Genomic DNA, 26,468 nt, shown 5'->3' on the forward strand with positions numbered 1-26,468 from the left:
TGCGAGCGGTTACTGAACACCAGTCTGCAGTTCATCCACTTGGCCTTCTTGGCTTTGCTATGCAGAAGATCGTAAACAGGCTCTGAGAGCAGCGCAACGGATGCAGCTTCGCCTACGTCTGCCGCAGGTGCGGGCCATTGGTGTGCAGCACCAGCGCCTCGAACTCGGCCGCCGGCAGTGGTGGACACAGCAAAAAGCCCTGCCAAGTGTGGCAATGGTTGCGGGCCAGGAACTCGCGCTGCGCTTCGGTTTCCACGCCATAGGCCAGCGTGTCAGCGTGGCGCACCTGATGGCAGCTTTTCCTGCGGCGCCGGGTTGGGCGCAGCGGTGGTGTCGGCGATGCGCACCTGGTTGCCGCCGCTTTTCTTGGACTGGTACATCGCGGCGTCGGCATGGCTGAGCAGCAGGCTTTCGTTGCTACCGTGGTTCGGGTAGATGGAAATGCCGATGCTGGGCCACATGGGCACCTGGTTGCCATCCAGATCAAAGGGTTTGTTGAATGCCGCCAGGATCTTTTCTGCCACCGCGGTTGCATATTCGACCGCATGGCTGCTTTCGACCAGCAAGACAAACTCGTCGCCGCCCAGGCGTGCCACCGTGTCCGAGGCACGCACGCATTCCAGCAGGCGCTGTGCCACGCGCTGCAGCAGCAAGTCTCCTATCGCGTGGCCCAGTGTGTCGTTCACCTGTTTGAAGCGGTCCAGGTCCACAAACAGCAGCGACAGCAAGGTTTGGTCGCGCTGCGCCCGGGTCAGTGCGGTTTTCAGGCGGTCAAGAAACAGCTGGCGGTTGGGCAGGTGCGTGAGCTGGTCGTATTGCGCCATCTGCAGCAGGCGCTTGCGCATCTGGGTGCGTTCTATGGCAGACGCCACCTGGGTCGAGATGAATTGCAGCAGCTCCTCGTCCCGCTCGGAGTAACGCGCTTCCTCGGAGTAGCCTTGCAGCACCAATGCGCCCATCACGCCCGCCGGTGTGTGCAGCGGAACACCCAGCCAGTAAAGCGGCCGGGGGGCGGTTGACATGTGCGGCGTTGCGGGGGGCAGGCTGTCGGGCGTGAGCAGCAGGGTCTGGCCCTTGCGGATGACGTGGGAGCACAGCGTTTCGGCATCCAGTGGGCGCGGTGCGGGTGCCGGATGGCGCTCGTTCACGTGGTAGGGAAAGCTGACCGTGTCGTCCAGGCGGTCATGCAGCGCCACCGAAAAATTGGAGGCGGGCAAGAGCGTGCCGATGGTCTGGTGGATGTGCGCAAACAGCGAGACCAGGTCTTCTGCTGCATGCGCAGCCTCCGAGATGGAATAGATGGCCGACTGTAGCGACTCGGTGCGCTTGCGCTCGGTGATGTCGTGGGCCACCGCCAGGCGCACCTGCTGGTCTTCCACCCAGCGCGCCGTCCAGCGGACGTGGGCGATCTGCCCATCCTTGCGCACATAGCGGTTCTCGAAATGCAGCTGGAGCTGGCCTTCGGTCACTTGCTGGGCTTGGCCCAGGGTGGCGGCGAGATCTTCCGGGTGCACCATGTCCAGCATGCGCTTGCCGATGACCTCTTCGGGGGCATAGCCAAAGATTCGCTCGAATGCCGGACTGACATACACGATGGAACTGTCGGTCTTGACGATGCATACGGCGTCAAGCAGCAGGTCCACGATGTTCGGGGGGGCAAGGGCCTTCATCGCAAAAACAGAAAATTCCGGCAAGCCGGATGAAAAGCGGGCATGGGGCTCTGGGTGCTGCGAATGACGACTCCATTGTGCCTGCGCATGAGGCTGGTGGGAGCTGCAGGACGGGGAGGCACAGACAATGCCTTGTACGTTGCTTTGTGCCACTGCAGCAGGTTCTGGCCAGAAATTACCGCTATTCTTGGGGACCGTTTCCTTGCGTTTTTTTCGTTGTCGCCCCATCACCCGTCTGTCGTCCTGCAACGCGTCCCCCTTTAAGAGTCTCCACCGGTAACTCGATCCACCAGCGGCATTGGCTGCTCGGCATCTCCGTCGCTGTGGTGGGGCTTTTGACGACCTTGTTGCTGGCGCAGCAGCAGGCGCGCGGTCGGTGGCAACGATTTCCGAGGCCCGCTTCCTGCAGGAAACGCGGGCGTTTTCGGGCGCGCTGGCCCCGCGCATGGCCACGCACACCGAAATTGTCAATAGTCTGCGCAGCCTGTTTATGGTCAACCCCGTGCTCAGCCGCGCCGAGTTCGAGCGTGCCGCTCCGCGAACTGAATGTAAACCAGCGCTACCCCAGTGTGCGCAACCTTTCGTTCACCCGCTATGTGACTGCCGAACAGCGCACCGCGTTCGAGGCGCGTGTGCGGGCCGACACGTCGATCAACCCACAGGGGCTGCCCGACTTTGCCATCCACCCTGCGGGTGCGCGCCCCGAATATTTTGTGGCTGAGTACCTGTGGCCCGAGGAGGGCTGCACAGGCGTGCTGGGCCTGGACATCAGTGTCCAACCCGCCAATCTGTCGGCCATGCATTACAGCCGCGACACTGGTAAAACGGTGGTATCCGCGCCTTTTGACTTGATGCAAGAAAAAGACCATCGCACGGCCTTTGTGTTGCGGGCGCCGGTTTTTGGCCCCGCTCCGCCGGGCGGTACACCGCTTTTTCTGGGCGCGGTGGCTTCCACCAGCGCAAGGCCGACGAAGAAGAAATCCGCTACCTCGCTTTTTACGATCCGCTCACGCGCCTGCCCAATCGCCGGTTACTCAGGGCGTCCAGCTGCAACCGTTCCCCCCCCCAATACGTAATGCAGTAATGCGCAACAATGCCGTTACGCCGCAATACCCCACGGCTTGTGAGCCCAGCGCACCGCACCCATGCTGCACAGCCGGTAATCCAGTATTTTCAGCCTTCCCCTATCCTTCATGAGCCCCGCACCATGCTTTACGCCAGCCTGAAACTGATCCACCTCCTGTCCATCATCGTCTGGATCGGCGGCATGGTCTTTGCCCACTTTTTCCTGCGCCCCGCAGCCCAGGCGCTGGAGCCCGCCGCGCGCGTGCGGCTCATGCACCAGGTGCTGCAGCGCTTTTTTGCCGCCGTGCTGGTGGCCGTGGTGCTGGTGCTGGCCAGCGGGTTGTGGATGATCGGCCAGTCGGCGCGCGAGGCCGCGCAATCGGGTGGCCGCTTTGCCATGCCCATGGCCTGGACCGTGATGGCCACGCTCGGGCTGTTGATGGTGGCCATCTTCGGCCATATCCGGCTCATCCTGTTCAAGCGCCTGCAGCGCGCCGTGGCCGCGTCCGACTGGCCCGTCGGCGGCAAGGCGCTGGCCGGCATCCGCACCTGGGTGGGCGTCAACCTGGTGCTGGGTGTTCTGACCTTGGTGGTGGCGCTGCTGGGGTAGGCCAGGGGTTTCACGCCGCCATCGCCCATGCGGTGTCGCCGGTTCAGTGGCTTGGCTGCGCGGACCACGACGTTATCCACTCTCCGCAACAAAATCCCAGGCTGCGCAATAACCCTGTCGGGACGTCTACCTTCAATGATTGCCAAGACAATGATTGTCTAGTCAATTAAATTCGCGGCATGTCTGATTTGCCCGAAAAACATGGCAGCCGGGGCTTCTACCACCCCGATCACATGCAGCCCGCCGACAGCGTGGGCTACCTGATGCGCAAGGTGACATCGTCCATCCGCTCGCAAGCCGATGGCCAGCTCGCCTGCCACGACCTGACCTATGCACAGTGGTTGCCGCTGTACAAGATGAGGCTCTGCGAAAACGCCACGCTGGCCAGCATGGCGCGTGATTTGGAGACCGACCCGGCCTCCATGACGCGCACGCTGGACCGCCTGGAAGCCAAGGGGCTGGTGCGGCGTGAGCGCTCTACCGCCGACCGCCGCGTGGTGCACCTCACGCTCACCGACGAAGGCCAGGTGGTGGCCGCCAAGGTGCCGCGCGTGCTGGCCGACGTGCTCAACGGCCACCTGGTCGGCTTCACCCATGACGAATGGCAGTTGCTGCTGAACATGCTGCGCCGCATGCTGGCCAATGGCGATGCCCTGCGGCAACAGACCCCACCGCCCGACACGGCGGCCGGGTAAGCCAGGTCCTCCACTTTCTTCGAACGCCCCCTCCATGCACCGTTCTGTCTTTTCGCGATGGGCTGGCGCGCCAGGCCACCCTGCCCCCCTGGCCGTTGCGCTGGCCTGTGCACTTTTCATCACAGGGTGTGCCAGCCCGGGTGCATTGCATACACCACTGACCCCGACCACGCCCGCCGCGCTGGGCCTGGCCGACGCGCCAGCGGCAACACAGACCGCAGTCCCTGCGCGATGGTGGACGGCACTGGGGGACGGGCAGCTCGACACCTTGGTCGACCAGGCCCTGCAAGGCAACCCCAGCCTGGCCGTGAGCCGCGCCCGGCTGGAGCAGGCCGTGGCCCTGAGCCAGGCGCGCGAAGCCACCCATGGCCCGCAAGCCACCCTGGGTGTGGACGCCGCGCGCCAGCGCTATTCCGCCAACGGCCTGGTGCCCGCACCCATTGCCGGCAACACCTACAACAGCGGCACGGTGCAGGCATCGCTGAGCTGGTCGCCCGACTTTTTTGGCCAGCATGCGGCCGAACTGCAGGCCGCGCTGGGCCAGGCCCGCGCTGCGCAGGCCGATGCCGCCGCTGCCGCCAACGCGCTGGCCGCCCAGGTAGGCCGCAGCTATGTGGCGCTGGCCCGGCTGGTGGCGCAGCGCGACGTGGCTGCCCGGGCACTGGAGCAGCGTGAAGAGCAACGCCAGCTGACGCAAGAGCGCACCGCCGCCGGCCTGGACAGCCAGGTCGAACTCACCCAGGCCCAGGCCGCCGTGCCCGACGCACGCACCCAGATCGAGGCGCTTCAGGAACAGATCACCCTGGCCCGCCGCCAGCTGGCGGTGCTCACCGGCCAGGCGCCCGGTGCGCTGCCCGCCCTCACGCCCCGGCTCACTGCGCTGCAACCCGCCACCGTGCCCGAGGTGCTGGGCGCCGACCTGCTGGGCCGCCGCCCCGACGTGGTGGCAGCCCGCTGGCGCGTGGAAGCCGCCATCCAGGGCGTGCACAGCGCCAAGAGCGAGTTCTATCCAAACATCAACATTGGCGCCTTCATCGGCCTGAATGCGCTGGGGCTCGACCCGCTTTTCAACGCCGGCTCGCGCCAGATGGGCGTGACACCCGCCCTGCGCCTGCCGATTTTTGATGGCGGCCGCCTGCGCGCCCAGCTCGGCGGCCGCCAGGCCGAGCTGGATGCAGCCATTGCCCTGTACAACAGCGCCGTGCTCGATGCGGTCAAGGAAGCGGGCGATGCCATGGCCTCCGTCCAATCGCTGACCCGCCAGCAAACGCTGCAGGACGATGCCATGGCCAGCGCGGAGAAGGCCTACCGTTTTGCCCAGGAGCGCTACCGGGCAGGCCTGGGCAACTACCTGGTGGTGCTCAGCACCGAAAGCCAGGTGCTGGCCCAACGCCGCATGGCCGTGGACCTGCGTGCCCGCCAGCTTGATACGCGCCTGGTGCTGATGAAGGCCCTGGGCGGCGGCTGGACGGATGACACGGCCTTATGAGACACCCCCTGAGCCGCTTCGCGTCTTCCCCCTCTCTCTCTTCGCGGGAGGGGACGCACCCGGTGGCCTGGCAAAGCCAGTTCCACGGGTGCACTGGCCTCGGGCGGGCCAGTCGCGTACCTAGCAGGCAATGAACAGCCCCTTCTTCAAAAACCACAAACAACACAGTCCTGAAAGATCACCGCCATGAGCGAACCCCTTACCTCCCACGACGCCAGCACCGCCCGCCGCCGCGGCCTGACCGTGATTGCCGCCGCCGTGGCCATTGCGGCGCTGGGCTGGGGCGGCTGGCACTGGTTCAATGCGCGCCACGCCGAGACCACCGACAACGCCTATGTGGCCGGCAACGTGGTGCAGATCACGCCCCAGGTGGGTGGCACCGTGGTGTCGATTGGTGCGGACGACACCGACTACGTGCGCGCGGGCCAGCTGCTGGTCCAGCTCGACCCGGCCGACGCCCGCGTGGCGCTGGACCAGGCCGAGGCCCAGCTGGCGCAAACCGTGCGCGAGGTGCGCACGCTGTATGCCAACAATTCCACCCTCCAGGCCCAGGTGAGCCTGCGCCAGGCCGACCTGGCGCGCGCCCGGGCCGATGCCGCCCGCCTGCAGGACGACGTGAACCGCCGCGCCCCGTTGATGGCCAGCGGCGCCGTGGGCAAGGAGGAATTCCAGCACGCCAGTGCCCAGCTCACCGCCGCCAAAAGCACCGTGGCCGCGGCCCAGTCGGCCGTGCTGGCCGCGCAAGAGCAACTGGCCGCCAGCCAGACGCAGACCGAAGGCACCACGATCGAGCAGCACCCCAACGTCCTGCGCGCCGCGGCCCGCGTGCGCGAGGCCTACCTGGCCGTGCAGCGCGCCCAGCTGGTGGCCCCGCTCGACGGCCATGTGGCCAAGCGCGGCGTGCAGGTGGGCCAGCGCGTGCAGGCCGGATCACCGCTGATGACATTGGTGGCGCTGAACGACCTGTGGGTGGATGCCAATTTCAAGGAAAGCCAGCTGCAGAACCTGCGCATGGGCCAGCCGGCCGAACTGGTGGCCGATGTGTACGGCACCAGGGTCACCTACCACGGCAGCATTGCCGGCCTGGGCGCCGGCACGGGCGCGGCCTTTGCGCTGCTGCCCGCACAGAACGCCACCGGCAACTGGATCAAGGTGGTGCAGCGGGTGCCCGTGCGCATTGCGCTGGACCCCAGGGAAGTGGCCGAACACGCCCTGCGCGTGGGCCTGTCGATGGAAGTGAAAGTGAACACGGCCGACCAGAGCGGCAAGACCCTGGCCGACACCCAGCGCACCGCGCCCGTGGCCGCCACCACGGTGTTTGACGAACAGCTCAAGGCCGCGGATGCCGATGTGGCACGCATCATCGCCGCCAACCTGGGCCGCAAGGCGCAGGCAGGCACGGTACCCACCGCACGCAAGTCCACCGCGCCCACCACTGCCGCGCTGGCCGCCCCGCTGGCCGCAGCGCCCCTGTGCGCTGCCGTGGTGCAGTAAGCCAAGGCCCGCATGACTGCCGCCAACCCCACCGCCGGCCCGGCCCAGCCACCTGCGCCTGCTACCCCGGCTGCGCCCGCAGCGCACCCGCCGCTGCACGGCACCGCCCTGCTGCTGGGCACGCTGTCGCTGTCGCTGGCCACGTTCATGAACGTGCTGGACTCGTCGATTGCCAACGTCTCCATTCCCGCCATCGCCGGTGACCTGGGCGTGAGCCCCGGCCAAGGCACCTGGGTCATCACCAGCTTTGGCGTGGCCAACGCCATCTCGGTGCCGCTCACCGGCTGGCTCACCCAGCGCTTTGGCGCGGTGCGGCTGTTCACCATGAGCGTGCTGCTGTTTGTGCTGACCTCGTGGCTGTGCGGCTTTGCCTCGTCGCTGGAGATGCTGGTGGTGTTCCGCGTGTTGCAGGGCCTGGTGGCCGGTCCCATGATTCCGCTGTCCCAGACCCTGCTGCTGGCCAGCTACCCGCACGCGCTGGCGGGCACCGCCCTGGCCCTGTGGGGCGTGACCACGCTGGTCGCCCCCGTGGTGGGGCCGCTGCTGGGCGGCTGGATCACCGACAACATCGCGTGGCCGTGGATCTTCTACATCAACGTGCCCGTGGGCCTGCTGGCCGCCGCCCTGACCTGGGGCATTTACCAGAAGCGCGAAACACCCACGCGCAAGCTGCCCATCGACACCGTGGGCCTGTCGCTGCTGGTGCTGTGGGTGGGGGCGCTGCAGCTCATGCTCGACAAGGGCAAGGAGCTGGACTGGTTTGCCTCCAGTGAAATCATCCTGATGGCCGTGGTCGCCGTGGTGGCATTTGCCGTGTTTCTGGTGTGGGAGCTGACCGACAAGCACCCGGTGGTGGACCTCAAGCTCTTCAAGGGCCGCAACTTCACCTTCGGCGTGCTGGCCCTGTCGGTGGCCTACGCGCTGTTCTTCGGCAACGTGGTGCTGCTGCCGCTGTGGTTGCAGCAGTGGATGGGCTACACCGCCACCTCGGCCGGCATGGCGCTGGCGCCGGTGGGCGTTTTCGCCATCCTGCTCACGCCGCTGGTGGGCAAGAAGGTGGGCCAGTGGGACCCGCGCCGCATGGCCACGGGCGCGTTCATGGTGTTCAGCACGGTGCTGTGGATGCGCTCGCAGTTCACGGTGCAAACGGATTTCATCCACATCCTGATCCCCACGCTGCTGCAGGGCGCGGCCATGGCGTTCTTCTTCATACCGCTCACCACGCTCACGCTGGCAGGCATTGCGCCCGAGCGCATTCCGGCGGCTGCGGGCCTGTCCAACTTCGTGCGCATCACCGCCGGGGCCATGGGCACCTCGATTGCCACCACGCTGTGGGAGAGCCGCGCCGCCATGCACCACGCGCACCTGACCGAGGGGCTGGTGCAGGGCCAGGGCGTGTTTGCCGCCACGCTGGACCAGCTCATGGCATCGGGCCTCACGCAGCTGCAGGCGCTGGCGCAGATCAACCGGCTCATCGACCAGCAGGCCTTCACGCGCGCCGCCGACGACATCTTTCTGGGATCGGCCGGCCTGTTCCTGCTGCTGATCGGATTGATCTGGCTGACCAGGCGCCCCGTGCGCGTGGCGGGGGGTACCGCGGTGGATGCGGGTGGCGCGCACTAAACGCCTGCTGCCACAGTCAATTTCAGCAAAAAAGACCTCTGGCACTTATCCAGAAAGCGCCAGAAGCTCTATTTTTAATAGCAATTACCACCCGCTTTTCACAAGCCACCCCAGTGTGCCTGCCGCTCACCACCAGCGGCGCGCTGGCACGCACCTATCGGCAATGGCTGACGCGCCCGCGCGCCATTCGCCTGCGCCGGCGGCTGCGTCCGGCCGCAAGAATGCAGTCATCCCCTTTTCAGGAGCTGCCATGTCCATTTCAATGATTCTTCTGATCGTTCTGATCCTCATCCTAGTGGGCGCCCTGCCCACCTGGGGCCACAGCCGCTCGTGGGGGTATGGGCCCAGCGGCGGCATCGGGCTGGTGGTGCTGGTACTGGTGATCCTGTTGCTCATGGGCAAGATCTGACAAAAGCCTTGCAACACCGGTCAGCGACATGGCGAGCGACCGGGGCCGGCATCGCACCGGCTTCGTGCAGCCGGGGCGCAACCCAAAGCCGTGCGCCCGACTCCCTTACCGCCACACGGTGCGAATCCATTCCACCGGGCTGATGGAATGGCTGGCGCCAGGTGGCATGGCATCCAGCGGATGCGCCCTGGCAATCTCGTCCATGCGGTCGAGCTTGTTCACCGCGTCCAGCGCTATCGTCTCGCTCGGGTCGAACACGATCTGCAAGCGGTGGTAGCGGTCGTCCAGCAGTTGCTGGGCCTGGTAGTCCGAGATGCCTGCCACACCATCGGTCAGCACACTGATGAGCGGCTGCGCCCACTGGGCATAGCCCCAGTCCAGCGTCTGGCCCTGGATGTAGGTAAGGCTCACGCCGGTGCCCACCGAGAGCAGCACCACATCGCCCAGCGCCGCTCGCTCGGTGGCCTGGTTGCGCCGCGAGATGGCCTGCGCCAGCGCCACGATGCTGGGGTTGTTGGCATACACGCCGCCATCGATGTAGCCATCGGCCGAAGGAAAGTACGTGGGCGCCGAGCTGGTGTACAGCGCGATGCTGGCCACCAGTTGCTGGCCGTCGGAGTCGGCCCCTTTGAAGTTGTGAAAGATCTTGGGCTTCCAGGTGCGTTTGGCCGCCACCTCTTCGTTGTCGAGATCGAACGTGGGAATGGCCACCTTGCGGGTGAGGTCCTTGAGCTGCAGCGTGCCGAACACTTTCTTCAGCTCGGCCTTGAGCCCCTTGGCCGAATAGTCGGCCCCAATGGTTTTGCCCAGGTCGCGCAGGTTGTCCCAGATGCTGTCGTCGAAGATGACGCCGCCCCGCTGCTGGTAGAGCGCGCACAGCTCTTCGGGCGTTTTGCCGCTGGCCAGGCCCAGCGCCAGGATGCCGCCCGTGGAGGTGCCGGCAAACAGGTCCACCGCGTCGAGCCAGCCGGCAATCTCGGGGTGGGCGTTGAGCCGCGCCAGCAGCCGCGCCGTGATCAGGCCGCGCAGGCCGCCGCCGTCCAGGCTCAATATCCGGTACTTGGCCACGGGTCACCTCCACATCATCGTATCGCCGCAGGGGGAAACACCCCGGAGGCGACGATCCCCCATGCTATGCAGAGCGGCCAGGGAAGGCAAAAACAAGATGACCCACGCCACCATCCCGCCGCCCACGGGCGCCACGCACCCTGGGTGCTTCAAATTCAAGCGAAAACAGCTCTGAGCGCAGGCCAAGAAAGCGCCAGAAGCCATGAATCAAATAGCACCCGTCCCCGGCAAAAGCAAGCCCTGCTGCGCCGCCACCGCCTCGCGCAGAAAGGCCCAGGTCGCCTGTATGCGCGCCACATGCTTGTTGTCGGCGGGCATGGACATCCAGAACGTGCGCTGGAACCGCGCCACACCGGGCAGCACCGGCACCAGCGCCGGTTCTTGCGCCGCCACAAAAGCGGGCAGCACCGCCAGCCCCGCCCCGGCGCGCGCGGCCTCGTACTGCGCCAGGATGCTGGTGCTGCGCAGCGCAAAGTGCGCGGGGCGGTGCAGCTCGTCCAGGATCTGCAGTTCCTTGCTGAACAGCAGGTCGTCCACATAGCTGATGAAGGTGTGGCCGCGCAGGTCGTCGGAGGTGTGGATGGGCGCGTGCCGCTCCAGGTAGCTGGTTGCGCCATAGAGCTGCAGCACATAGTCGGTGAGCTTGACCACCAGCACCGCGCCGCGCGCGGGACGCTCCAGCGAGATCACGATGTCGGCCTCGCGCCGCGACAGGTGCACCAGGCGCGGCAGGGCCAGCAGGTCCACCACCAGCCCCGGGTGGCTCAGCGCAAAGCGGGCCAGCTGCGGCGCCAGGATCAGGTTGCCAAAACCCTCGGTGGTGCCGATGCGCACCAGGCCATGCAGGCCCTGGCGCACGCCGGGTGCGGCGTTTTCCACCGCCAGAAAGGCCGCCTCCATGGCCTCGACCTGGGGCAGCAGCGCGCGCCCGGCCTCGGTCAGCCGGTGGCCGCCGGCCTCGCGTGCAAACAGGGCCGAGCCCACCTGTTTTTCGAGCGCCTGCAGGCGGCGCGCCACCGTGGTGTGGTCCACCGCCAGGCGGCGGGCGGCGCCCACCAGCGTGCCGGCGCGGGCCAGTTCCAGAAAGTAACGCAGGTTGTCCCAGTCCATGGTGCCGCCTTGTGGTCGTGAATGTGCGTTTTTGCAAACCTTGTGCGCACGATTGTCTATTGTGCTGACAATTTCGCACAGCTACCATGGCGGGGTTTTGGGCGATTTGCCCGCACTTTCCTCCAGGAGACCACCCCATGAACGCACCCACCAACGTGGCCGCACTGGCCCCCACCGTCAAGCTGCTGATCGGCGGCCAGTTTGTCGAATCCAAGACCACCGAGTGGCGCGACGTGGTCAACCCGGCCACGCAAGAAGTGCTGGCCCGCGTGCCCTTTGCCACCGACGAAGAAATCGAAGCCGCCGTGGCCGCAGCCAAGGAAGCCTTCAAGACCTGGAAGAAAACCGCCATTGGCGCGCGCGCCCGCATCTTCCTCAAGTACCAGCAGCTCATCCGTGAAAACATGGGCGAGCTGGCCGCCCTGCTGACGGCCGAACAGGGCAAGACCCTGCCCGACGCCGAAGGCGATGTGTTCCGTGGCCTGGAGGTGGTGGAGCACGCCGCCAGCATCGGCAACCTGCAGCTGGGCGAGCTGGCCAACAACGTGGCCGGCGGCGTGGACACCTACACCCTGCTGCAGCCGCTGGGCGTGTGCGCGGGCATCACCCCGTTCAACTTCCCGGCCATGATTCCGCTGTGGATGTTCCCCATGGCCATTGCCACGGGCAACACCTTCGTGCTCAAGCCCTCCGAGCAGGACCCCATGGTCACCATGCGCCTGGTGGAGCTGGCGCTCGAAGCCGGCATTCCGCCCGGCGTGCTGAACGTGATCCACGGTGGCGAGCGCGCGGTCAACGCCATCTGCGACCACAAGGACATCAAGGCCGTGTCGTTCGTTGGCTCCACCAAGGTGGGCACCCATGTGTACAACCGCGCCACCCTGGCCGGCAAGCGCGCGCAATGCATGATGGGTGCCAAGAACCACGCCATCATCCTGCCCGACGCGAACAAGGAGCAAACGCTCAACGCCATCGCCGGCGCCTCGTTTGGCGCCGCTGGCCAGCGCTGCATGGCCCTGCCCGTGGTGGTGCTGGTGGGCGAGGCGCAAAAGTGGATTCCTGACCTCGTGGCCAAGGCCAAGACGCTCAAGGTCAACGGCGGCACCGAAAAGGGCACCGACGTGGGCCCGCTGGTTTCCTGCACGGCCCTGGCCCGCGTGGAAGGCCTGATCGAACGCGGCATTGCCGATGGCGCCACGCTGGAACTCGACGGCCGCAAGCCCGTGGTGCCCGGCTATGAAAAGGGCAACTTCGTGGGCCCGACGATCTTCTCGAACGTCCAGCCCGGCATGGCCATCTACGACCAGGAAATCTTCGGCCCCGTGCTGGCCCTGGTGCCCGCCGCCGACATCGACGAAGCCATCGAGTTCATCAACGCCAACCCCAACGGCAACGGCACGGCCATCTTCACGCAAAGCGGCGCCGCGGCCCGCAAGTTCCAGGAAGAAATCGACGTGGGCCAGGTCGGCATCAACGTGCCAATTCCTGTGCCGGTGCCGCTGTTCTCGTTCACCGGTTCGCGCGCCTCCAAGCTGGGCGACCTGGGGCCCTACGGCAAGCAGGTCATCATGTTCTACACGCAGACCAAGACCGTGACGGCCCGCTGGTTCGATGACAGCACCACCAGCCACGGTGTGAACACCACCATCAGCCTGAAGTAATGGCGGGCTGCCAGCCTGTGGCAACTTTGTGCGCCACCGCCCTGCTGGCGCTGCAGGCAGGCGGTGCGTGGGCACAGGCCGGCGCCACCTGCCGCCCCGGCGGCAGCGTGGGCGAGGTCAATGCCTGCGCGGTGCAGGACTTTCAGGCCGCAGACACCACCATCGCCGTGCTGTATGCCGATGTGATGCGCGCCCTGGCCGCCCACGAGCGCCCGCAGCTGCGCCAGGAGCACAGCGCCTGGCTGCGCGAGCGCACCACCCGCTGCAAACAGGCCACGCGCGCCACCGAGCAGCAGCCCGACGGCCCCCGGCTCTACCATGAGTGCCTCACGCGCGAAATACAGCAGCGCCGCCGGGACCTCATGCGTTGGCTCAGCGCCGACACGCCCGCAAAGCCCTGACCGATCCCTTTCGTCGCAAGACCCCAGCGAGATTCCCCCATGGACTTTGAACTCACCGAAGAACAACGCGCCTTTGCCCAGACGGCCCGCGACTTTGCGCAAGCCGAATTCGCGCCCCACGCGGCGCAGTGGGACGCCGAAGGCATCTTCCCCAAGGAAGCCATCGCCAAGGCCGGCGAGCTGGGTTTTTGCGGCCTGTATGCGCCCGAGAACGCCGGCGGCCTGGCCCTGCCCCGCCTCGACGCCACCCTGGTGTTCGAGGAAATGGCCGCCATCGACCCCAGCACCACCGCCTTCATCACCATCCACAACATGGCCACCTGGATGCTGGGCACCTGGGCCACCCCCGCCGTGCGCGAGCACTGGGGCCCGCTGCTCACCACTGGCGAAAAGCTGGCCAGCTACTGCCTGACCGAGCCCGGCGCAGGCTCTGACGCCGCCTCGCTCAAGACGCGCGCCGAGCTGATTGGCCACGAATACGTCATCAACGGCAGCAAGGCCTTCATCAGCGGCGCGGGCGCCACAGACGTGTTGGTGCTGATGGCCCGCACCGGCGATGCGGCCTCGGGCGCGGGCGGCATCAGCGCCTTTGTGGTGCCCGCAGACAGCGCCGGCATCACCTACGGCAAGAAGGAACACAAGATGGGCTGGAACAGTCAGCCCACGCGCACCATCAGCTTCGACAACGTGCGCATCCCTGCCGACCACCTGCTGGGCCGCGAGGGCGAAGGCTTCAAGATAGCGATGAAAGGCCTGGACGGCGGGCGCATCAACATCGCCACCTGCTCGGTGGGCGCGGCCCAGGGCGCACTGAACGCCGCCCAGCAATACCTGCACGACCGCAAGCAGTTCGGCAAACCCATCGCCAGCTTCCAGGCCCTGCAGTTCAAGCTGGCCGACATGGCCACCGAACTCGTCGCCGCCCGCCAGATGGTGCGCCTGGCGGCATCCAAGCTCGACGCCGGCGCGCGCGACGCCTCCACCTACTGCGCCATGGCCAAGCGCTTTGCCACCGACGCGGGCTTCAACGTGGTCAACGAAGCCCTGCAACTGCACGGCGGCTACGGCTACATCCGCGAATACCCGCTGGAGCGCCTGCTGCGCGATGCGCGCGTGCACCAGATCCTGGAAGGCACGAACGAAATCATGCGCGTGATCATTGCCCGGCGCATGCTGGACGGTGACGCCACGGAGGTGATTCGCTAGGTTTTTCATAGCTACCAGCGCTTGATACACATGCGCTGACAACCCATTCAACCCAAACCATGCCGGCCCGCCCTCTCCGCGACGAAACCCTGCACCTGATCGACGCCGTGCGCGCCGCGCTGGCGCAGCGCAGCGATGTGGACGAACGCCGGCTGTTTGGCAGCCATGCCTTCTTTGTGGACGGCAAGCTGTGCATAGCCGTCAAGGGCGAAGAACTGCTGGTGCGCCTGCCGCCGGGGCGGCACGCCGAGTTTCAGGAAATGCAGGCCACGCGCGAGCTCTCGCCCGAGGGCAAGATGCAGGGCTACTTCTGGGTGGAACCCAACGGCTACGCCACGCGTGCGCAGTGGCATTTCTGGCTGCGCGAAGCCCTGGCCTACAACCCGCAGGCCAAGGCCACGCCCCCGCGCAAGCGTGCAGCAGCCAACCGCCCGCCCGCAGCGCCATCCATCCCCAAGGGCAAGCGGCACAGCATTTTTGACGACGACACCCCGTGATTTCAAGCATTTTTGGCCGCTAATGCTTATGCAAAAAGCGCTTGAAGCTATCAAATTGATACCAATATCCACCCCTCACCCCCATCACCACAAGGAGACAGCAGCATGAAAATCGCATTCATTGGCCTCGGCAACATGGGCGGCCCCATGGCCCTGAACCTGCACAAGGCCGGCCACACCGTCCAGGCGTTCGACCTTTCCAAGCCTGCCTGCGACAAACTGGCCGCCGACGGCGTGGCCATTGCCGCCAGCGCCACCGCCGCCGCGCAGGGGGCAGAGGCCATCATCACCATGCTGCCCGCCAGCCAGCATGTGGAAGCGCTGTTCCTGGGCAGCAACGGCCAGCCCGGCCTGCTGGCCCACATCGCCAAGGGGGCGCTGGTCATCGACAGCTCCACAATAGCCGCCGCCACCAGCCAGAAAGTGGCCAAGGCCGCTGAAGCTGCAGGCATCGACTTCATAGACGCCCCCGTCTCCGGCGGCACCGGCGGCGCCATCGCCGGTACGCTCACCTTCATGGTCGGCGGCACGGCAGCCGCCCTGGAGCGCGCCCGTCCCCTGCTCGAAAAAATGGGCGCCAACATCTTCCACGCCGGCGCCGTGGGCGCAGGCCAGACCGCCAAGATCTGCAACAACATGCTGCTGGGCATCCTGATGGTGGGCACCAGCGAGGCCATCGCCCTGGGCGTGGCCAACGGCCTCGACCCCAAGGTGCTGAGTGAAATCATGCGCCGCAGCTCGGGCGGCAACTGGGCACTGGAAAAGTACAACCCCTACCCCGGCGTGCACGAAAACGCCCCCGCCAGCAAAGGCTACACCGGCGGCTTCGGCACGGATTTGATGCTCAAGGATTTGGGCCTGTCCCAGGAAAACGCCACCGCCGTGAAAGCCAGCACCCCGCTGGGCGGCATGGCACGTGCCATTTACGCGGCGCACAGCATTGCGGGGCATGGTGGGGAGGATTTTTCTAGCGTGATCAAGATGTTGCAGAAAAACGGATAAGGCGGATTTACCTGTAAACCTTCTGCAAAAAAGGGCGCTGTAACGTCAAGCTACAGCGCCCTTTTTATGTTGAGAGCAAGGCCTCGCAGCCCTAAAAATCAATTGCAATCAGAAAACTATTAATTTCTCTACGGCTGCTTCTGTTTAGGGTTGTGGGATGCCTGCCCGGAACACGGCGGCAAGCCTCGATCAAGTACGGTCTGAGGGCAGGTGTCGCACAAGCCTAAACATCAACTGTCTTTGGTACTTTTCAAAGTGGCGCATGGTCGATCTTGGACAAGGGCTCATTCACACCAAAAATCTTCCCATTCACCTGAGGGATTCCAAAACTCTTCAGCCGTGCGGTGTGCATGGCCAAATAAGCCTGTGCGCTCTGGGCATCCTTGAAGCAATAGATACCGCCGGCCTCGTTGGATTCCTGGTTCTCGGTCCAGATCTTCCAGATCAAGCCGGGCTCATCGGCGATGGATCGGGCAAGACCGTCCATGGCTGCGGCCATTTCCTGTCCCCAGGGGCCGGTGTACGGGAAATCCACTTGAAGGATGTAGCTCATAAAACTCCTTTGATGCGAGAAAACGGGCGCTTGTACACAGCGCATCTTTCAAGAATACGTGCAATACGGCTTCGTCGGCTCTGGTTCAAGCAAGCCCCATCCGAGACGCACTCTGCCAGTGCGGTCGGGTGGTACCACTTACGAGGCCCTGAGGGCTTCCCACTCCCCCACACAATGCCGCGCCAGCGCCGTCACCCAGCCAGGCTCCCCTGGCACGAAGGCAATGCCATACAGTGGGCTGACCAGAAACCCCGCGCGGTCAAACGCCGCGCTGTCGCTCGATCGCACGAACGCGGTCAGGTCGCGGAAAGGCACGGCCACGGTGCCCAGGTGCAACACCTCTGCGCGGGCCGTCACCTCTTCCAGCCGGCCGCTGTCCTGAAAGCGGTAAACCACATCGCCATAGTCCAGCGCGGTCAGGCCCACGGTGTTGCGCGCTTCGCTGCGCGGCTGGCCGTGGGCACGGATGACATCGTCGCGCGTGGCGGTGAAGGGCATGCCGTTCACGCGTTCGTAGGGTTGCAGGTGCATGGACCATTCTGTCGCGGTGCGATGCTGGGGCGCAACCTGGGGCCTGTATCAAGGCGTGAAGCATGGCGCGCGCGTATATTGGGCATGCCGCTGCGGATGCCGCGTAAGCCCCCCGCAATGCACAGGCATCAAAATGCCGTTGAACGCATGCCAGCAAAGCGCTGGAAGCTATCAAATCTGAATTATTTTCAATCACCACACTACCGACTGCCATGACAGCCTCCACCGACTTCGCCCCCATGCCCGACACCGCGGGCTTCTTCGGCCCCTACGGCGGCCAGTTGGTGCCGCCGCACCTCAAGCAGGCCATGGACGACATCAATGCCGCCTATGCCGAGATCACGCAGCGGCAGGATTTCCAGGACGAGCTAGCGCAGCTGTTTGCCGACTACGTGGGCCGGCCCAGCCCCATCTTCCACGCCAAGCGGCTGTCGGCGCAACTGGGTGGCGCGCAGATCCACCTCAAGCGCGAGGACCTGAACCACACCGGCGCGCACAAGATCAACCACTGCCTGGGCGAGGCGCTGCTGGCCAAGTTCATGGGCAAGAAGAAGGTGATTGCCGAGACGGGCGCGGGCCAGCACGGCGTGGCGCTGGCCACGGCCTGCGCGCTGGTGGGCATTCCGTGCGAGATCCACATGGGCCAGGTGGACATCGAGAAGGAGCACCCCAACGTCACCAAGATGCGCATCCTGGGCTGCAAGCTGGTGCCGGTGACGCGCGGCGCGGCCACGCTCAAGGAGGCGGTGGACAGCGCCTTTGAGGAGTACCTCACCAACCCCAAGGACTACCTCTACGCCATCGGCTCGGTGGTGGGCCCACACCCCTTTCCGATGATGGTGCGCGACTTCCAGAGCATCATCGGCCGCGAGGCACGCGAGCAGTTCCAGGCCAGGCACGGCAAGCTGCCCGATTACGTGGCCGCCTGCGTGGGCGGTGGCAGCAACGCCATGGGCATGTTCACCGCCTTCCTGAATGACGCCAGCGTGAAGCTGGTGGGCGTGGAGCCATCGGGCGAAGGCACCGACAAGCCCGGCCGCCATGCGGCCACGCTGAGCATGGGCAAGCCCGGCGAGATCCACGGCATGAAATGCTACGTGCTGGAGGACGCCCCCGGTGTGCCCGCCGCCGTGCACAGCATCGCCTCGGGCCTGGACTACCCTGGCGTGGGCCCGCAGCACAGCTACCTCAAGGACATCGGGCGCGTGCAGTACGAGTCGGTCACCGACAAGGAGTGCCTGGATGCCTTCATGCAGCTCTCGCGCGTGGAGGGCATCATTCCCGCGCTGGAAAGCGCCCATGCCGTGGCCTGGGCCATGCGCGTGGCACCCACGCTGAGCAAGGACACCCACATCCTCGTGAACCTCTCGGGCCGCGGCGACAAGGATGCGGATTACGTGGCCAAGGTGCTGGGGATTTAACGTCCGGCGGCACAAGCCCTTCGCGTGTCCGGGCCCAAGGCGCCTTCCGGGTGACAATGCCGGGCACGATTACCCCATTCACCTTTCACAAGTATTTACCATGTCACTGCCATCCAACAAGCAACGCAGCCGCCGCCTTCGCAAGAAGATGCGCGTGGGCGAATTCCAGGAACTCGGCTTCGAGTACGAGCTGAAGTTGAAGCAGGCCCTGGCGCCCGAACAGGAAGAGGCGCTGATGGACCGCTTTCTGACCGACTTGATCTTGCCCCGCAACCTGGCGGCGTCCGGCTGGGTGCGTGAGGGTTTCGTGATGGCTTACCTGCGCGGCTCCGCCACCGAGGGCGACCGCCAAGCCACCCAGGCCTGGCTTGCCGCGCAGCCGGAGGTGGCCGAGGCCACGGTCAGCGCCTTGAAGGACGCCTGGTACGTCGAAAACTGAACGCCCCGCGCGTGCTGCAGGCGCTGCGCGTGCCATATTCCAACCCAGGTGCTCCGCCCTTGCGCTGGGCATGAAACGCCGCAACAGGGCCGATACACGCAAAAAACCCCGGGCTGAGGGCAGCACCGGGGTTTTTCTGTTTTTTTGGGGGGGCGCCAGCAGACGCTGGCACACCGCTTCACATGTGGTCGATCATCACCTGCCCAAAGCCGGAGCAGCTCACCTGCTTGGCGCCCTCCATCAGGCGGGCGAAGTCGTAGGTCACCTTCTTGCTGGCAATCGACTTCTTCATCGAACTGATGATGAGGTCGGCGGCTTCCACCCAGCCCATGTGGCGCAGCATCATCTCGGCCGAGAGGATTTCGGAGCCCGGGTTCACATAGTCCTTGCCGGCATATTTGGGCGCCGTGCCGTGCGTGGCCTCAAACATGGCGATGGTGTCGCTCAGGTTGGCGCCGGGGGCAATGCCGATGCCGCCCACTTGCGCGGCCAGGGCGTCGGACACGTAGTCGCCGTTGAGGTTGAGCGTGGCGATCACCGAGTATTCAGCGGGGCGCAACAAAATTTGCTGCAGGAACGCGTCGGCAATGCTGTCCTTGACGACGATGTCCTTGCCCGTCTTGGGGTTCTTGAACTTCATCCACGGGCCGCCGTCGATCAGTTCGGCGCCGAATTCCTTGGCCGCCAGGCCGTAGGCCCAGTCGCGAAAGCCCCCTTCGGTGAACTTCATGATGTTGCCCTTGTGCACGATGGTCACGCTGGGTTTGTCATTGTCGATGGCGTACTGGAGGGCCTTGCGCACCAGGCGCTCGGTGCCTTCGCGCGAGACGGGCTTGACCCCGATGCCGGAGGTGGCGGGGAAGCGGATCTTCTTGACGCCCATCTCGTCCTGCAGGAACTTGATGAGCTTTTTGGCCTTGTCGGATTCGGCTTCGAATTCGATGCCAGCGTAGATGTCTTCCGAGTTTTCGCGAAAGATCACCATGTTGGTCTTGTGGGGCTCTTTCACCGGCGAGGGCACGCCATCGAAATACTGGATGGGGCGCAGGCACACATACAGGTCGAGCTCCTGGCGCAGGGCCACGTTCAGCGAGCGGATACCACCGCCCACGGGCGTGGTCAGCGGGCCCTTGATGGAGACCACGTAGTCCTTGACGGCGTGCAGAGTTTCTTCGGGCAGCCACACGTCGGGGCCATACACCTTGGTGGATTTTTCGCCGGCAAACACTTCCATCCAGTGAATCTTGCGCTTGCCGCCGTAGGCCTTGGCCACCGCGGCATCGACCACCTTGAGCATCACGGGGGTGATGTCGGCACCGGTGCCGTCGCCTTCGATGAAGGGAATGATCGGCTGGTCCGGCACATGGAGGGTCATGTCGGCGTTGACGGTGATTTTCTGGCCTTCGGCAGGCACCTGAATGTGCTGGTAGCTGGTCATGTCGGGAGACTCCAGTGGGATGTTGGAATGAACTGCAGCGGGTTTGAAAAATCCGTGAAACGCTGCAATTTTACCGGCACGCACGTTGCGGCGAGCTGCCGTACACACTTGCAGCAAACGGGATTGACGCCGCCAGCTCCCACGATGCGCACCCGGCAAAAAAATGCCGCACGGCAGGCCTGGGCCCGCAGTGCGGCATTTTGGTTGACCTGTCGTGGCGGTCCCGTGTCAGGGGCCCGCCACGCGGCTGTCAGGCAGCGGCGGAAAGCACCGCGTTCAGGGTCTGGCTGGGCCGCATGATGGCGTCCAGCTTGGCCAGATCGGGCAGGTAGTAGCCACCGATATCGGCGGGCTTGCCCTGCACGGCATTGAGCTCGTCCACGATCTTTTGCTCGTTGGCGGCCAGTTGCTCGGCCAGCGGGGCAAAACGCTTTGCCAGCGCGGCGTCGTCGGTCTGCGCGGCCAGCTCTTGCGCCCAGTACAGGGCCAGATAGAACTGGCTGCCGCGGTTGTCGAGCTGGCCGGTCTTGGGCGAGGGATTCTTGTTGTTGTCCAGCAACTTGCCGGTGGCGGCATCCAGCGTCTTGGCCAGTACCTTGGCCTGTGCATTGTCGGTTTTCAAGCCCAGGTCTTCCAACGACACGGCCAGTGCCAGGAACTCGCCCAGCGAGTCCCAGCGCAGGTGGTTTTCTTCCACCAGCTGCTGCACATGCTTGGGCGCCGAGCCGCCGGCGCCGGTTTCGTACATGCCGCCACCGGCCATCAGCGGCACGATGGACAGCATCTTGGCGCTGGTGCCCAGTTCCATGATGGGGAACAGATCGGTGAGGTAGTCGCGCAGGATGTTGCCGGTGGCGCTGATGGTGTCCAGGCCGCGGATCACGCGCTCGAGCGTGTAGCGCATGGCGCGCACCTGGCTCATGATCTGGATGTCCAGGCCGGCGATGTCATGCTCGTGCAGGTACATCTTGACCTTGGTGATCAGCTGGGCCTCGTGCGGACGGTAGGCATCGAGCCAGAACACCACGGGCATGCCCGAGTTGCGGGCGCGGTTGACGGCCAGCTTGACCCAGTCGCGGATGGCGGCGTCCTTGACCTGGCACATGCGCCAGATGTCGCCGGCTTCCACGTTCTGGCTGAGCAGCACTTCGCCGGTGGCCAGGTCGGTGATGTTGGCCACGCCGTCCTCGGGGATCTCGAAGGTCTTGTCGTGGCTGCCGTATTCCTCGGCCTGCTGGGCCATCAGTCCCACGTTGGGCACCGTGCCCATGGTCTTGGGGTCGAACGCGCCATGCCACTTGCAGAAGTTGATGATCTCCTGGTAGATGCGGGCGAAGGTCGATTCGGGCATCACGGCCTTCACGTCCTTCAGGCGGCCATCGGCGCCCCACATCTTGCCGCCGTTCCTGATCATGGCGGGCATGGAGGCGTCCACGATGATGTCGTTGGGCGAGTGGAAGTTGGTGATGCCCTTGGCCGAATCGACCATGGCCAGCTCGGGGCGGCCTTCGTGGCAGGCGTGCAGGTCTTTGAGCACTTCTTCGCGCTGGGCCGTGGGCAGGGTGGCCACTTTTTCGTAGAGGTTGGCCATGCCGTTGTTCACGTTCACGCCCAGCTCTTCGAACAGCTTGCCGTGCTTGGAGAACGCGTCCTTGTAGAAAATCTTCACGCAGTGGCCGAACACGATGGGGTGCGAGACCTTCATCATCGTGGCCTTGACGTGCAGCGAGAACATCACGCCGGTCTTGCGCGCGTCTTCGATTTCCTTTTCGTAGAACTCCAGCAATGCCTTCTTGCTCATGAACATGCTGTCGATGATCTCGCGGTCGAGCAGCGACACCTTGGGCTTGAGCACGATGGTCTTGCCACTCTTGGTGAGCAGTTCCATCTTCACGTCGCGGGCGCGGTCCAGCGTCATGGACTTTTCGCCATGGTAGAAGTCGCCCGCGTGCATGTGCGAGACATGCGAGCGCGAAGCCTGGCTCCACTCAGCCATGCTGTGCGGGTTCTTGCGTGCGTATTCCTTGACGGCCCGGGGCGCGCGGCGGTCGGAGTTGCCTTCGCGCAGCACGGGGTTCACGGCGCTGCCGATGCACTTGGCATAGCGCGCACGGATCGCCTTGTCCTCGTCGGTCTTGGGGTCTTCGGGAAAGTCTGGCAGCGCATAGCCCTTGCCCTGCAGTTCCTTGATGCAGGCGATCAGCTGGCCCACCGAGGCACTGATGTTGGGCAGCTTGATGATGTTGGCATCGGGCTCCAGGGTTTTCTTGCCCAGCGCGGCCAGCGTGTTCGGCACCTTCTGTGCGTCGCTCAGGCATTCGGGGAACTCACCCAGCACGCGGGCCGCCACCGAAATGTCGCTCTCTGCCACGTTGATGCCCGCAGGCGCGGCAAAGGTGCGCACGATCGGCAGAAAAGAAGCGGTGGCCAGGCGAGGCGCCTCGTCGGTCAGGGTGTAGATGATGGTGGGTTGCTGGGTACTCATCGCTTATGTCTCAAGAAATGGCTGAAAAAAACCACCGGATGGTGGCCCAGCCGGTAGCAGTGATCGAACCCCGCCATTGTGCTTTTTTGCATCCGACCCCACCCGGCTTTTTTGCAATCGAATATCACCATACGAAATGAAGCACGCAATTTGACCAATTTTTTGATCCAATGGGCCTGCAATGCCGGTTTCCCTGTCAACGCCGCGCTCGCGGCCACCGTTGCACGTGGAGCTTCGCGGCGGTTCGCGAAGCACTCACCCCGACGATTCGTCAAGGAAATGGCACACATGAAAAAACTACTCGCTGTCCTGATGGCTGGTCTGTTCGCTGCAGGTGCTTTTGCACAAGCCCCAGCCGCTGCACCCGCCCCCGCCCCCGCTCCCGCGCCTGCTCCGATGGCGGCGCCCATGGCAGCGCCCGCGCCTGCAGCAGCCCCGGCTCCTGCCACCAAGGCCGCCAAGGCACCTGCCAAGGCCAAGCACAAGAAAGTGGCCGCCAAGAAAACCAGGAAGGTCGCCAAGAAAGCCGCCTGATCACGGTGGCGCGGGCCGGCCCTGCGGTGGCGGCCCCGGTTGCTTCAAAATCGCCCGCGTTCGCGGGCGTTTCTGTTTTTGGTCTGCGCCTGCTACCGTTCACCTGTCTGCCATCGTTCCACATCGCTCCATGCCAACAACACTCTCTGCCCGCCACCACACCGCACGCCGCATGTCTGGCCCCATCGCCACCGCGTTGACCGCCCTGGGGGGGTGCGTGGTGGCGTTGTGGGCCACCGCATCAACCGCCCAGGACGGGCCGCAACTGGCGCTGCAGCGCGTCGAGCTCACAGCCGGCATGCACCGCATCGACGCCCAGGTGGCGCAAACGCCGCAACAGCGCCAGACCGGCCTGATGCACCGCAGGGAGATGCCCGCCCAGGAAGGCATGCTGTTCATCTTCGAGCAGCCCGGCGTGCAATGCTTCTGGATGAAGAACACCTTGCTGCCGCTGACCGCGGCCTTTGTGGCCGATGACGGCACCATCGTCAATCTGGCCGACATGAAACCCCAGACCACCGACTCGCATTGCTCGGCCCAACCCGTGCGCTACGTGCTGGAGATGAACCAGGGATGGTTCGGCAAGAAGGGCATCAAGGCCGGTTTCAAGCTCGGCGGGGCCCCGTTCACGCGGCGTTGATGCGCCATGTCTAGCTATTTTTAATATAGCTTCAAGTGCTTTCCAGCAAAGCGCTGCAGCCCCAAAAGCACAAAACGGCCCGCAAGGGCCGTTCTGGTTTGATAGGCAAAGCGGGTGAAGCGCCCGCCCCTGCTGCCTGCTTCAGGCGAAGTTGGCTTCGGCGAACTTCCAGTTCACCAGTTTGTCCAGGAAGGTTTCCACAAACTTGGGGCGCTGGTTGCGGTAGTCGATGTAGTAGGCGTGTTCCCACACATCCACCGTCAGCAGGGCCTTGTCGGCCGTGGTCAGCGGCGTGCCGGCGGCGCCGGTGTTGACGATGTCCACGCTGCCATCGGCCTTCTTCACCAGCCAGGTCCAGCCCGAGCCGAAGTTGCCCACGGCCGACTTCACGAAGGCTTCCTTGAAAGCCGCATACGAGCCAAACTTGGCATGGATGGCCGCAGCCAGTGCGCCCGTGGGCTCGCCACCGCCCTGGGGCGCCATGCAGCTCCAGAAGAAGGTGTGGTTCCAGATCTGGGCGGCGTTGTTGTAGATGCCGCCGCTGGATTTCTTGACGATCTCCTCGAGCGTCATGGCTTCAAACTCGGTGCCCTTTTGCAGGTTGTTGAGGTTCACCACATAGGCGTTGTGGTGCTTGCCGTGGTGGTATTCCAGCGTTTCCTGGCTGTAGTGCGGGGCCAGGGCGTCAATCGCGTAGGGCAGCGGGGGAAGGGTGTGTTCCATGGTGTTTCCTCGTGGTTTGAAATTCTGGGATAGACATTCGCAGTGCTTGCGCAGCAATGCGGTCGGGCTCGGGGCCAGCAGGCATTGTAGGAAGAACAATCGACCTGTGCTGCGGGTTGCGCGAGAACACCCGCCGTTGCGCGAGAAAGGCGGATTTGTCCTACAGCAGGCGTGGCTGCACCACGGTGACATCCACCGCGCCATCGGCCAGCGTGGCGCGCAGGGCATCGCCCGGCTGCGCTTGGCGCACGCTGGTGACGGCCTGGCCGGTGGTGTCGGTCAACAACGCATAGCCCCGCTGCAGCACCAGGCGCGGATCGAGCAGCTGCAGCCGCAGGGCCGCGCGGTCCAGGCGCTCGGCCTGCAGCGCCAGCCGCCGCTGCAATGCGGAAGGCAAATCGACCCCCAGCGTTTGCTGTACATGCGCTAGTTGCTGCATTTTCAATAGCAATCCATGGCGCATGCGCTGGGCCAGGCGCGCCAGCTGCATCTGCTGCCGGGACACGAGGCCCGAGGGCCGGCCCAGGCGGGCGGCGGCCTGGTCCAGCCGCTGGTGGCGGGTGTCAAGCTGGCGCTGCGCGCCATCAACCAACCGGCCCGCCAGCAAGCCCAGCGCTCCCAACCACACCTCGCGCGGCTGGGCCACCAGCTCGGCCGCGGCCGTGGGCGTGGGCGCACGCAGGTCGGCGCAGAAGTCGGCGATGGTGAAGTCGGTTTCGTGGCCCACGCCGCTCACCAGCGGCACCGGGCTTTGCACGATGGTGCGCGCAAGCTGCTCGTCGTTGAAGGCCCACAGGTCTTCGATGGAGCCGCCACCGCGCACCAGCAGGATTACATCAATGGCTGGGTGGGGAGTCAAACCGGCCCCAGGCGCTTGTCCTGCCTGCGCCAGGAGATACAGTTTTGAGAGCGCCTTGGCGAGGGACTGCGGGGCCGCCGCGCCCTGCACCAGCGCCGGCACCAGCACCACCGGAATATGCGGCACCCGCCGGCGCAGCGCCGTCACCACATCGTGCAGCGCGGCCGCGCCCGGCGACGTGACCAGGCCAATGGCCCGCGGCTGCAGCGGCAGAGGCCGCTTGCGCGCAGCATCAAAAAGGCCTTCACCTTCCAGCTGCGCCTTGAGCCGCAAAAACTGCTCGAACAGCGCTCCCTGGCCCGCGCGCTGCATGCTCTCGACGATGAACTGCAGATCGCCCCGGGCTTCGTACACACCAATGCGCCCGCGCAGCTCCACCAGTTCGCCATCGCGCGGCGAAAAGTCAAGCAGACTGGCCGAGCGGCGGAACATGGCGCAACGCAACTGGCCGTTCGCATCTTTCACCGAGAAGTAGCAATGCCCGCTGGATGCGCGCGAAAAGCCCGTGATCTCTCCGCGCACCGCCACCGGGTTGAATCGCGCCTCCAGCGCATCAGCAATGGCGCGGCACAGCGCGCCAACTTCCCAGATTCGTGGCGCAGTTACAAGACTGGAGGGCTCAGGCATGAGACAGCACCAGGGTTTGCAGGCGATGCGCCCAGTGACTACTCCACAGCGCGGAGCGAGCAGCAGTCACTGTCCCCCCTACGATCAGAATCTGCCGGAAAACACGAAAATACGCGCAACTCATTGATTTATAAAGATTTTTCACTGATCAATTTTTCATCAATCTGTTGAATCCACGGCGTGGCGCCGCTTTGCGAGCCCCGCAAGCCCAGTTGCCC

At 65.0% G+C, this 26,468-nt stretch carries 26 protein-coding genes; 16 read left to right on the top strand and 10 right to left on the bottom strand.

All coding sequences use genetic code 11. The annotated features are described in order from the left end of the window. Window positions 1-112: 112 nt before the first annotated feature. Together AC1Q5S_RS19475 and AC1Q5S_RS19480 are read right to left on the bottom strand one after the other, a co-directional pair. Window positions 113-286, bottom strand: coding sequence for a hypothetical protein (locus AC1Q5S_RS19475; protein WP_303834996.1), 174 nt, complete (start codon window positions 284-286; stop codon window positions 113-115). After that, window positions 273-1,670, bottom strand: a complete 1,398-nt coding sequence (locus AC1Q5S_RS19480; protein WP_492239266.1) for a sensor domain-containing protein — start codon at window positions 1,668-1,670, stop codon at window positions 273-275. The genes AC1Q5S_RS19475 and AC1Q5S_RS19480 overlap by 14 nt, the downstream gene beginning before the upstream one ends. 527 nt (window positions 1,671-2,197) lie before the next feature. On the opposite strand from AC1Q5S_RS19480, the gene AC1Q5S_RS19485 reads away from it, so the two are divergent. From AC1Q5S_RS19485 to AC1Q5S_RS19515, 7 genes are all read left to right on the top strand, one after another. Continuing rightward, window positions 2,198-2,746 (top strand): CHASE domain-containing protein, encoded by a 549-nt coding sequence (locus tag AC1Q5S_RS19485; RefSeq protein ID WP_492239267.1) that lies wholly within the window; start codon window positions 2,198-2,200, stop codon window positions 2,744-2,746. Between the two features lie 131 nt (window positions 2,747-2,877). Then, complete coding sequence (locus AC1Q5S_RS19490) at window positions 2,878-3,345, top strand: CopD family protein (protein ID WP_303835002.1); 468 nt, start codon at window positions 2,878-2,880, stop codon at window positions 3,343-3,345. A gap of 179 nt (window positions 3,346-3,524) precedes the next feature. Beyond that, on the top strand, window positions 3,525-4,040 hold the full coding sequence (locus AC1Q5S_RS19495; RefSeq protein ID WP_492239268.1) for a MarR family winged helix-turn-helix transcriptional regulator: 516 nt from the start codon (window positions 3,525-3,527) through the stop codon (window positions 4,038-4,040). Between the two features lie 34 nt (window positions 4,041-4,074). Further along, entirely contained in the window at window positions 4,075-5,529 is a 1,455-nt protein-coding gene (locus AC1Q5S_RS19500) for an efflux transporter outer membrane subunit (protein WP_492239269.1), read from the top strand. A gap of 186 nt (window positions 5,530-5,715) precedes the next feature. Continuing rightward, window positions 5,716-7,023, top strand: a complete 1,308-nt coding sequence (locus AC1Q5S_RS19505) for an HlyD family secretion protein (protein ID WP_303835007.1) — start codon at window positions 5,716-5,718, stop codon at window positions 7,021-7,023. A 12-nt stretch (window positions 7,024-7,035) separates the two neighbouring features. After that, entirely contained in the window at window positions 7,036-8,646 is a 1,611-nt protein-coding gene (locus AC1Q5S_RS19510) for a DHA2 family efflux MFS transporter permease subunit (RefSeq protein ID WP_303835009.1), read from the top strand. A gap of 250 nt (window positions 8,647-8,896) precedes the next feature. Next, window positions 8,897-9,055, top strand: coding sequence for a DUF3309 family protein (locus AC1Q5S_RS19515; protein ID WP_303835011.1), 159 nt, complete (start codon window positions 8,897-8,899; stop codon window positions 9,053-9,055). A gap of 105 nt (window positions 9,056-9,160) precedes the next feature. Here the strand turns inward: AC1Q5S_RS19515 and AC1Q5S_RS19520 are convergent, their stop codons facing one another. Next, window positions 9,161-10,123: a patatin-like phospholipase family protein gene (locus AC1Q5S_RS19520; RefSeq protein WP_303835013.1), complete on the bottom strand. Its 963-nt coding sequence runs from the start codon at window positions 10,121-10,123 to the stop codon at window positions 9,161-9,163. A gap of 207 nt (window positions 10,124-10,330) precedes the next feature. Next, complete coding sequence (locus AC1Q5S_RS19525) at window positions 10,331-11,233, bottom strand: LysR family transcriptional regulator (protein WP_492239270.1); 903 nt, start codon at window positions 11,231-11,233, stop codon at window positions 10,331-10,333. Between the two features lie 137 nt (window positions 11,234-11,370). Between AC1Q5S_RS19525 and AC1Q5S_RS19530 the strand changes: the two genes are divergently transcribed. The 5 genes from AC1Q5S_RS19530 to mmsB all read left to right on the top strand — a co-directional run bounded on the left by AC1Q5S_RS19530 (window position 11,371) and on the right by mmsB (window position 16,000). Further along, a complete protein-coding gene (locus AC1Q5S_RS19530) occupies window positions 11,371-12,894 on the top strand; it encodes a CoA-acylating methylmalonate-semialdehyde dehydrogenase (RefSeq protein WP_303835017.1) in 1,524 nt (507 codons plus the stop codon). Continuing rightward, window positions 12,894-13,295 (top strand): lysozyme inhibitor LprI family protein, encoded by a 402-nt coding sequence (locus tag AC1Q5S_RS19535; protein ID WP_492239271.1) that lies wholly within the window; start codon window positions 12,894-12,896, stop codon window positions 13,293-13,295. Before AC1Q5S_RS19530 ends, AC1Q5S_RS19535 begins: the two co-directional genes overlap by 1 nt. Window positions 13,296-13,334: 39 nt before the next feature. Beyond that, window positions 13,335-14,501, top strand: a complete 1,167-nt coding sequence (locus tag AC1Q5S_RS19540) for an acyl-CoA dehydrogenase family protein (protein WP_492239272.1) — start codon at window positions 13,335-13,337, stop codon at window positions 14,499-14,501. Window positions 14,502-14,560: 59 nt separating this feature from the next. Further along, window positions 14,561-14,998 carry a TfoX/Sxy family protein gene (locus AC1Q5S_RS19545; protein WP_492239273.1) on the top strand — a complete coding sequence of 146 codons (438 nt, stop codon included), beginning with the start codon at window positions 14,561-14,563 and terminating at the stop codon, window positions 14,996-14,998. 105 nt (window positions 14,999-15,103) lie between these two features. Then, window positions 15,104-16,000 (top strand): 3-hydroxyisobutyrate dehydrogenase, encoded by an 897-nt coding sequence (mmsB, locus tag AC1Q5S_RS19550; protein WP_422204624.1) that lies wholly within the window; start codon window positions 15,104-15,106, stop codon window positions 15,998-16,000. 250 nt (window positions 16,001-16,250) lie between these two features. Here the strand turns inward: mmsB and AC1Q5S_RS19555 are convergent, their stop codons facing one another. Together AC1Q5S_RS19555 and AC1Q5S_RS19560 are read right to left on the bottom strand one after the other, a co-directional pair. Continuing rightward, a complete protein-coding gene (locus AC1Q5S_RS19555; protein ID WP_303835027.1) occupies window positions 16,251-16,553 on the bottom strand; it encodes a monooxygenase in 303 nt (100 codons plus the stop codon). 138 nt (window positions 16,554-16,691) lie between these two features. Then, complete coding sequence (locus AC1Q5S_RS19560) at window positions 16,692-17,084, bottom strand: hypothetical protein (RefSeq protein WP_303835029.1); 393 nt, start codon at window positions 17,082-17,084, stop codon at window positions 16,692-16,694. A gap of 212 nt (window positions 17,085-17,296) precedes the next feature. Between AC1Q5S_RS19560 and trpB the strand changes: the two genes are divergently transcribed. Beyond that, on the top strand, window positions 17,297-18,505 hold the full coding sequence (gene trpB / locus AC1Q5S_RS19565; RefSeq protein WP_492239274.1) for a tryptophan synthase subunit beta: 1,209 nt from the start codon (window positions 17,297-17,299) through the stop codon (window positions 18,503-18,505). Between the two features lie 100 nt (window positions 18,506-18,605). Beyond that, the gene (locus AC1Q5S_RS19570; protein ID WP_303835034.1) at window positions 18,606-18,944 is read left to right on the top strand and encodes a YggL family protein; all 339 of its coding nucleotides are present in this window, start codon (window positions 18,606-18,608) and stop codon (window positions 18,942-18,944) included. Between the two features lie 178 nt (window positions 18,945-19,122). Here the strand turns inward: AC1Q5S_RS19570 and icd are convergent, their stop codons facing one another. Further along, complete coding sequence (gene icd, locus AC1Q5S_RS19575; RefSeq protein WP_303835036.1) at window positions 19,123-20,382, bottom strand: NADP-dependent isocitrate dehydrogenase; 1,260 nt, start codon at window positions 20,380-20,382, stop codon at window positions 19,123-19,125. Window positions 20,383-20,632: 250 nt separating this feature from the next. Next, complete coding sequence (locus AC1Q5S_RS19580; protein WP_492239275.1) at window positions 20,633-22,867, bottom strand: NADP-dependent isocitrate dehydrogenase; 2,235 nt, start codon at window positions 22,865-22,867, stop codon at window positions 20,633-20,635. Window positions 22,868-23,155: 288 nt separating this feature from the next. Between AC1Q5S_RS19580 and AC1Q5S_RS19585 the strand changes: the two genes are divergently transcribed. Then, window positions 23,156-23,401: a hypothetical protein gene (locus tag AC1Q5S_RS19585; protein WP_492239276.1), complete on the top strand. Its 246-nt coding sequence runs from the start codon at window positions 23,156-23,158 to the stop codon at window positions 23,399-23,401. A gap of 130 nt (window positions 23,402-23,531) precedes the next feature. Further along, window positions 23,532-24,041: a DUF192 domain-containing protein gene (locus tag AC1Q5S_RS19590; protein WP_492239277.1), complete on the top strand. Its 510-nt coding sequence runs from the start codon at window positions 23,532-23,534 to the stop codon at window positions 24,039-24,041. Between the two features lie 141 nt (window positions 24,042-24,182). Here the strand turns inward: AC1Q5S_RS19590 and AC1Q5S_RS19595 are convergent, their stop codons facing one another. Both AC1Q5S_RS19595 and xseA read right to left on the bottom strand, forming a co-directional pair. Next, window positions 24,183-24,764, bottom strand: coding sequence for a Fe-Mn family superoxide dismutase (locus tag AC1Q5S_RS19595; protein ID WP_303836051.1), 582 nt, complete (start codon window positions 24,762-24,764; stop codon window positions 24,183-24,185). A gap of 160 nt (window positions 24,765-24,924) precedes the next feature. Further along, a complete protein-coding gene (xseA, locus tag AC1Q5S_RS19600) occupies window positions 24,925-26,250 on the bottom strand; it encodes an exodeoxyribonuclease VII large subunit (protein WP_492239278.1) in 1,326 nt (441 codons plus the stop codon). Between the last annotated feature and the right edge of the window lie 218 nt (window positions 26,251-26,468).

It is taken from the genome of Acidovorax sp. GW835-FHT14B10 (assembly GCF_058793725.1).

What these genes read in the sequence shown, in the direction of transcription:
- AC1Q5S_RS19570 (WP_303835034.1), top strand. Translation starts at nt 18,606, where the DNA reads ATGTCACTGCCATCCAACAAGCAACGCAGCCGCCGCCTTCGCAAGAAG.
- AC1Q5S_RS19510 (WP_303835009.1), top strand. Translation starts at nt 7,036, where the DNA reads ATGACTGCCGCCAACCCCACCGCCGGCCCGGCCCAGCCACCTGCGCCT.
- AC1Q5S_RS19530 (WP_303835017.1), top strand. Translation starts at nt 11,371, where the DNA reads ATGAACGCACCCACCAACGTGGCCGCACTGGCCCCCACCGTCAAGCTG.
- AC1Q5S_RS19480 (WP_492239266.1), bottom strand. Translation starts at nt 1,670, where the DNA reads ATGAAGGCCCTTGCCCCCCCGAACATCGTGGACCTGCTGCTTGACGCC.
- AC1Q5S_RS19595 (WP_303836051.1), bottom strand. Translation starts at nt 24,764, where the DNA reads ATGGAACACACCCTTCCCCCGCTGCCCTACGCGATTGACGCCCTGGCC.
- AC1Q5S_RS19535 (WP_492239271.1), top strand. Translation starts at nt 12,894, where the DNA reads ATGGCGGGCTGCCAGCCTGTGGCAACTTTGTGCGCCACCGCCCTGCTG.
- AC1Q5S_RS19545 (WP_492239273.1), top strand. Translation starts at nt 14,561, where the DNA reads ATGCCGGCCCGCCCTCTCCGCGACGAAACCCTGCACCTGATCGACGCC.
- AC1Q5S_RS19490 (WP_303835002.1), top strand. Translation starts at nt 2,878, where the DNA reads ATGCTTTACGCCAGCCTGAAACTGATCCACCTCCTGTCCATCATCGTC.
- icd (WP_303835036.1), bottom strand. Translation starts at nt 20,382, where the DNA reads ATGACCAGCTACCAGCACATTCAGGTGCCTGCCGAAGGCCAGAAAATC.
- AC1Q5S_RS19505 (WP_303835007.1), top strand. Translation starts at nt 5,716, where the DNA reads ATGAGCGAACCCCTTACCTCCCACGACGCCAGCACCGCCCGCCGCCGC.
- AC1Q5S_RS19540 (WP_492239272.1), top strand. Translation starts at nt 13,335, where the DNA reads ATGGACTTTGAACTCACCGAAGAACAACGCGCCTTTGCCCAGACGGCC.
- AC1Q5S_RS19580 (WP_492239275.1), bottom strand. Translation starts at nt 22,867, where the DNA reads ATGAGTACCCAGCAACCCACCATCATCTACACCCTGACCGACGAGGCG.
- AC1Q5S_RS19555 (WP_303835027.1), bottom strand. Translation starts at nt 16,553, where the DNA reads ATGAGCTACATCCTTCAAGTGGATTTCCCGTACACCGGCCCCTGGGGA.
- AC1Q5S_RS19500 (WP_492239269.1), top strand. Translation starts at nt 4,075, where the DNA reads ATGCACCGTTCTGTCTTTTCGCGATGGGCTGGCGCGCCAGGCCACCCT.
- AC1Q5S_RS19525 (WP_492239270.1), bottom strand. Translation starts at nt 11,233, where the DNA reads ATGGACTGGGACAACCTGCGTTACTTTCTGGAACTGGCCCGCGCCGGC.
- AC1Q5S_RS19515 (WP_303835011.1), top strand. Translation starts at nt 8,897, where the DNA reads ATGTCCATTTCAATGATTCTTCTGATCGTTCTGATCCTCATCCTAGTG.
- trpB (WP_492239274.1), top strand. Translation starts at nt 17,297, where the DNA reads ATGACAGCCTCCACCGACTTCGCCCCCATGCCCGACACCGCGGGCTTC.
- AC1Q5S_RS19495 (WP_492239268.1), top strand. Translation starts at nt 3,525, where the DNA reads ATGTCTGATTTGCCCGAAAAACATGGCAGCCGGGGCTTCTACCACCCC.
- AC1Q5S_RS19590 (WP_492239277.1), top strand. Translation starts at nt 23,532, where the DNA reads ATGCCAACAACACTCTCTGCCCGCCACCACACCGCACGCCGCATGTCT.
- mmsB (WP_422204624.1), top strand. Translation starts at nt 15,104, where the DNA reads ATGAAAATCGCATTCATTGGCCTCGGCAACATGGGCGGCCCCATGGCC.
- AC1Q5S_RS19560 (WP_303835029.1), bottom strand. Translation starts at nt 17,084, where the DNA reads ATGCACCTGCAACCCTACGAACGCGTGAACGGCATGCCCTTCACCGCC.
- AC1Q5S_RS19585 (WP_492239276.1), top strand. Translation starts at nt 23,156, where the DNA reads ATGAAAAAACTACTCGCTGTCCTGATGGCTGGTCTGTTCGCTGCAGGT.
- xseA (WP_492239278.1), bottom strand. Translation starts at nt 26,250, where the DNA reads ATGCCTGAGCCCTCCAGTCTTGTAACTGCGCCACGAATCTGGGAAGTT.